This is a genomic window from Cohnella luojiensis (genome assembly GCF_004564235.1).
Lineage (GTDB): Bacteria > Bacillota > Bacilli > Paenibacillales > Paenibacillaceae > Cohnella > Cohnella luojiensis.
Genome location: NZ_SOMN01000025.1, coordinates 57383 through 63709 on the forward strand (window position 1 = coordinate 57383; position 6327 = coordinate 63709).

The 6327-nt window shown below is 51.3% G+C and carries 2 protein-coding genes and 1 riboswitch; both genes read left to right on the forward strand.

Features of this window, described 5'->3' with window-relative positions; translation table 11 throughout:
• The first annotated feature begins 16 nt into the window (after positions 1-16).
• Positions 17-292 (forward strand): alpha/beta-type small acid-soluble spore protein, encoded by a 276-nt coding sequence (locus tag E2980_RS16125; protein WP_135153198.1) that lies wholly within the window; start codon positions 17-19, stop codon positions 290-292.
• A 472-nt stretch (positions 293-764) separates the two neighbouring features.
• A riboswitch (cyclic di-GMP riboswitch) is annotated at positions 765-840 on the forward strand.
• A gap of 86 nt (positions 841-926) precedes the next feature.
• Positions 927-6327, forward strand: a 5401-nt coding sequence (locus E2980_RS16130) for a DUF6531 domain-containing protein (RefSeq protein ID WP_135153199.1), incomplete at its 3' end; no start/stop codon positions are given.

Genomic DNA, 6327 nt, shown 5'->3' on the forward strand with positions numbered 1-6327 from the left:
GGCGGGTGCAGATCTTATGGCGAGAAGAAGAAAACTAATCGTGCCGGGAGCGGAGCAGGGCGTAACCGATTTTAAGGCGGAAGTGATGCGCCGCGAAGGCTATTCGGTAAATCCGGCGAGACCGGATGACGTTAAGTACGAAGTCGCGGAGGAATTGGGCGTACCGCTGACCCCCAGGAATAACGGGAAGCTGACGACCGAGGAAGCAGGCCTGGTCGGCGGCAACATTGGCGGCCCGATGGTTCGTGAAATGATCAGGCTCGCCCAAGAGAAATTATCGAAGCGAGAGTAACTTGTAATGAGAATAGGAGCATTCCGCGAATAACCCGCGGAATGCTCCTATTACATAAGAATTTGCGCACGGCGGACCGTGGTTCCTCTATTTGTTCATTTTTACGTAGATTTCGGGTCTTGGAGGACCATAGATCCCTTATAAGTCTATAGTGTTACCAGTAGTGTCGGATTTGACTGAAATAACGGAATCATGGTCCGGAAGCGGTGTCGAAAACGATGTTTTAGGTAAAATAACGCATCTCTTGTCCGCTTAATAAGCAGCACCATCCAGAAAGCCCTTTGGCTATGTTTCATGTGCCGGAAGGCTATTTGATTCGTTCTACCTAGCTGTATAATCTCCGAGACATCCCCCTAAAGTCCGATAATAATACAAAAAGTTACAAATTTCCTTAAAAAATGATTCTCAAGACGCGGAAATTTGCTATAATAGCTTTTGAGATATCCAATATTTTCTTAATATTCACAAATATAACCGATAAAGGCAAACCCATCGTGAGATGGGGGCGCAAAGTCATGGGTCCCCCGTTGGATCGCCAGACCGTCGAAGTCGTAGGAGTCCGCAATGAATTTGCGCAGCCGAACGCTTAGGCGTTGCGGCTTTTTGCTTTTGCATTCGGGAAACGAGGCGCGAGATGAGAGGTAAAGGCTGGATTCGAAGCTTGTCTGTAACACTACTGATTTCCATAATGATAGGTTTGGCTCCGACCGCGGTCTGGGCGGAGGCGGCAGATCGCTTAGGCGACGCTCTTGCCGAAGGCGGAGAGGCACTAGCCGAGTTGATGGAAAGTCTAAACGAGGAGCCGCAGGAGCCTTGGACAGACGGCCCGGATCGGACGGAAACGCCGCAATATTATTCTTTTACCGGTGATCAGGTTCTTGTTAAACGTCCCGATATGGGAGAGAAACGCGGCGGCGCGGGCGGCGCTTATTTGGACATGAACGATACCGCGGATATTTTCTCCGTAAGCAATGACCGCATCACATTCACCTGGAATGACCAATTACAAGACTGGATCGACGCGCAGGAAAAGGAATCAGGGAAAGCTGTCAGCCCGCCTGCGGGGTACACGGTAACAGTAGAAGTGAAAGAATTGAAGAGCGGCACTATTCAAACGCTCGTCGAGGATAGAGTAGATACTTCCGGTACGAATACCTATTCGTGGAACGGTAAAGACGCCAATGGCAAGTTGTCTCCGGACGGTTTCTATCATTGGCGATTAAAGGCGACGCCGCCTACGGTCACCTTTGAGCTCCCTCCGTTGAAACCGGGCGGTCAACCTCGTCCGGTTGAGAAAACCGCTCCTGCCTATTCCATGGAGTACCAGCTTTTCGTCCTAGACCGTACCGCGCCTGAGATCATCGGCGTCCTTCCGCTTGGAGATAATCAGCTTGCGGTGGAAACGCGCGATATGGTGGGCGGCTTAAAGAAAGTGACGGTTAATGGTTCAACAACGAGCACGAAGAGCTGGACAACCTCTCCGCTTCGTACTGCCGTAGCCGTTCAACCGGGAAATTCGGAAAAGCTGAAGGTTACAGTAGAGGACATTGCCGGCAACAAGAAGGAAGAAACGCTGCCTTTGTATCCTTTTATTACGGGAACGGGTTCGGAAGAGTACGTGCCGAATGCGCAAGCCGTCGTAGCGGGGCAAAATACGCGCATTAACTTAACGACCGGTAACGGAACGCAAGCTTTCCAAGATTATACGCAGCATGGACCCGGAGTCGATTTGGATATCTTTTTTACATACAATCATCAGAATCGGGTGAAAGGTCCGTTCGGTTACGGATGGAATTTCAGCCTGGACTCCCGCTTGAATAAATGGGAGGGCGGGAATATCACCTGGCAAGGCTTTGACGGAACGGTGTATTGGTTCAAGCCGGAAGGGGGCGGGTATGCCACCTATGCTAACGGTCAACGCCAGCACTATCCGAATTTATCGCTTCACCCTAATGTAGACAATCCGGAGGACCTCAATGCATTCGTAATGGAATGGCCGGACCAGCTTCGTTATCGCTTCAAGAACGACGGACGGTTCTGGTTGATTCAGGATCGTTACTTGAACCAAATCTATTTCGAATGGACCGGCGCGAACGACTATCATCAACAGGATTTACGGATCGAAAGCGTCAAAGATACGAGCGGCCATTTTGTGGAATTTATTTACAAGCCAAATTCCGGAGATATAAAGTCTACCATCATCACGGATTTGAACGGCATCCCCAGTCAGTCAAATTCGGAACCTATCCCACTCAAGCAGAAGTTTTTCTTCATGTATAACAAAAAAGGCGAGTTTGTCGGGTACCGGGACCCGTCTCAGAAAATTACCCGTTTTGTTTATGACGATTTGCATCGGATTTCCAAAGTCATCGACAACGGTAATAATAAGGAGGAAGAAGAAGGCGGAATGCCGGAATCGGTTACGACGGCTTGGGTTTACGATGACCACAATCGCGTGACGCGGATGGGCATGACTCGCAAACAGGATAACGCGGAGGAGTTCCTCGGGGTTCAGTACGGAACGCGCGAAGCGACCGTGCAGCAGCCTCTTGGTGACTATAAGCTTCGCTGGAATAGCTCAAATCTGCCAACGGAACGCGTAGAAAATGTGGAGACGGCGGATGGGACGGAAGAAGCGAAGACGTCCTATGTATATAGCGCGAACAATCTGATCAGAGAGACAGATCCGTTAGGTCGCGTAGCTCGCTACAAGTACGATGAACAGGATCATGTCATCGCAGAGCAGAGTCAATCGGGCCGAATTGTTCATTATAAGTATGATGATCAGCATGATTTATTAAGCGAGAAAGGGCCTCTCGGATATAACGTCCTATATACGTACCAGAAGGACGAACGCAAAATCCTAACCAAAACGACAGCGCAGCTAGCCGTCGATCCCGCAGGCGTAAACGAGAATCAGACCATCACGACGAAAGAGGAGTATAATGGCAAAGGTCTGCTCGTGAAACGGACAGATGGCAGTGGCAATGATTTTGATTATACGTACGATAAAAATGGATTCCTAACCGAGGACGGGACACGTCTGTCGTATGAGAACGATCTGCATGGCAATATCGTAAAACAAATCTCGGATAAAGGGACGACGGATGCTGCCGAGACGAACTCGACTTTCAATGACGTGAGCTGGCTCAGGCACCGCGAAGGTCCGACCGGTTTAGTCGAGGACTTCGAGTATGACGCGTGGGGTCGGGTAGTTAAAGCTACTCAGAGGGATGAGGACGACGGGACTCTAGCTATCACTCAAACCTATCTGTACGACGATGGCGGGAACTTGATCGAGCAATCGGACGGATTGACGAAGACGACCTATAAGGTAGACGGAGCGGGAAATGTATTATCCAGCGTGACGGTTCCCCTGGAGGAAGGTACGGCAGGCCGGCGGGAGGAATCGTACGAATATGACAGCCGCGGGCTGGTCGTGAAGCGTACCGATTCGCGGGGAGAGACGACCGAAACCGCGTATAACAAAGCCGGTCAGCCAGTGACGACGATTATCTCGCCGGACGACATGAAGACTTCATATGAATACGATAATGCAGGTCGGCAGAAAACGGTGATAGCGGCGGACGGCGGTCGAACGGAATACGCGTATGATTCGTGGGATCGCGTGATCGAGAGTAAGCAGGTCATTAAACCCGTACTGCCTAGCAATATTGTGGTAAGCTCCTCCGGAACGTTGTCCGAGAAGGTGGCGATTACGACTTATCGTTACGACAGCGCCGGACGGCAAGTGGAAGAGAAACGTCCGAATGATTCATGGACGAGATATGCCTATGACGGCGACGGCCAAGTGCTGGAAACATCCGTAGGAGGTCCGGTCCCTCAGTGGAATGGCACACCCCTTGCTTCGGGCACCGCCGATAGCCTATATGAAGGTCATGAAGTATTGCAGCGTCAGCAGTATACGTTCGACAAACTGGGGCGCGTGCTCACCTTCACGGACGGAAAAGGAAATATGACTCGATATGTCTACACGGGCCGAACCGTGGAGACGGTGACGCCTGCGTTGGATGATAATGGACAAGCTATCGCGTATTCGCGCAAGGAGTTCTATGATCCGGTCGGTCAGCTCGTTAAAATGATTTCCGAAGCTGATGACGTTACTACGACTTCTTACAATGCTTTCGGGCATGAGGTCCAGTCGGTTAACGAGGAAGGGCAGACCGTCTCTACACTAACCGATCCTTACGGCCGAGTTTCCGAGAGGACCGAAGCGGTAGATCGTTCGGGCGCTCAACAGAAATTCCTATACAAGACGGATGCATGGGGCAACGTTCGGGAAGAGCGCCGCCAGCTTAACGGCAGCGACTGGGCGACTACTTCATATGCGTACACGCCGGATGGGGATTTGCAACAGGAAGTCTCATCCTCGGGGCTTGTTACGTTTTATTCCTATGATACTCACGGATTTCTGAAGCAAGCGATCGAACGGAATTCGATGGGGGGCAGCGCCGCCGAGGAGCGGCTAACGTCTTACGCTTACGATTCCTTAGGCCGTCAGGTTAAGGTTACCAATCCGGATGGAAGCCAGACGCAGACGGTATACGATACGACTGGCAACGTCGTGCTTTCCTTCGACGGATTGATTAATGTTACCGAGTCCCGTTACGACCTTGGGGGTCTACTAACCGATTCGATTACTTATAAAGAAGGTACCACGGATTTAAGCGCGGCTAACATTAGCGCATTAACGCATTATGTGTATGATGGAGCGGGCAACGTCGCGCTGACGAAAGACCCTAACGGCAATATTGCTCGGTCTGTTTATGATGCGGGCGGTCAGTTGGCACAGGAAATTCATTATGCGCAATCGTCGATGGCAGGCGACCAGATCGTGAACGCCTTCGAGTATGATCCTCGAGGACTTATGGTTGCGTCCGTTGATGGGAACGGTCATACCACGAAGTATGCTTACGATGCTGAAGGACAGCAGACGAGAGAAACCGATGCCGTCGGACATTGGACGAGCTTCGAATACAGTCCTTCGGGTTACGTAACGGCGGAGCGTCGCCCGCTCAGCCGCGATACGGAGTGGAAGTACGACTATCGCGGGAATCAGCTAGAAGAGAAGGATGCGCTCGGACGGATAGAGCGTTTCACCCTAGATTTGGATGGCCGAACGGAAACACAGTTCAATCGCCTCGGGGAAGCGACGCAGTATGACTACGATTCCGCGGGACGGATGACGTCTAAGCAAACCCCGAATGAGGGTGTTTTCTCGTACCGTTACGATTCCGTCGGGAACAAGCTCGAAGAGGTGCGTCCGGTATACGGTCCGGTTCGTTACGACTACGATACCCGCGACAGCCTCACTTCCGTCATCGAACCGCAGGCTGCAGCCGGGGAATTGAAAACCGACTACACCTATGACGCGGAATTAAACCGGACCAGCCAGAAGGACGGAAACACCCAACTGACTTCCTACGACTACGACGAGCTGGGAAGACGTCTTCAGAAGGTCGTCGTACGCGGCGAAACGGGCCAAGATGTTTTCGAATACCAGTATGATCCGAATGGCAACGTCATCGTCGAGAAGAAACCAGGCGGTCTTACGACGCAGTATCAATACGATTTCATGAACCGTAAGGTTCGGGAGGATTACAACGACGGTACTTGGTATGCCTACACCTATGACAAAGCGGGCAATATGCTGACCCGTACCGATAAGAACGGAACGATTAATTACAGCTACTACGACAACAACCAATTGCAACAGACAACGTATCCGAACGGCGATACTGTTGTCTATGAGTATAACGATAACGGGGAAAAGACCGCCGAGATCGTGAACGGCGAACGTACCGAATATGAGCTCGATGCGAATGGCCGTCCGACGAGTTATACCGACAGCAAAGGGTACAAGTATGAATACGAGTACGATGCCGATGGTTACGTAACGGCGGTAAAATATCCGAACGGAACGGTAACTTCCGTCGATTACAAACCGGGCCATCTGATCGATACGCAAAAGACGACCCGCGCAGATGAGGCATTGCATGCCAGCGCGTATAATT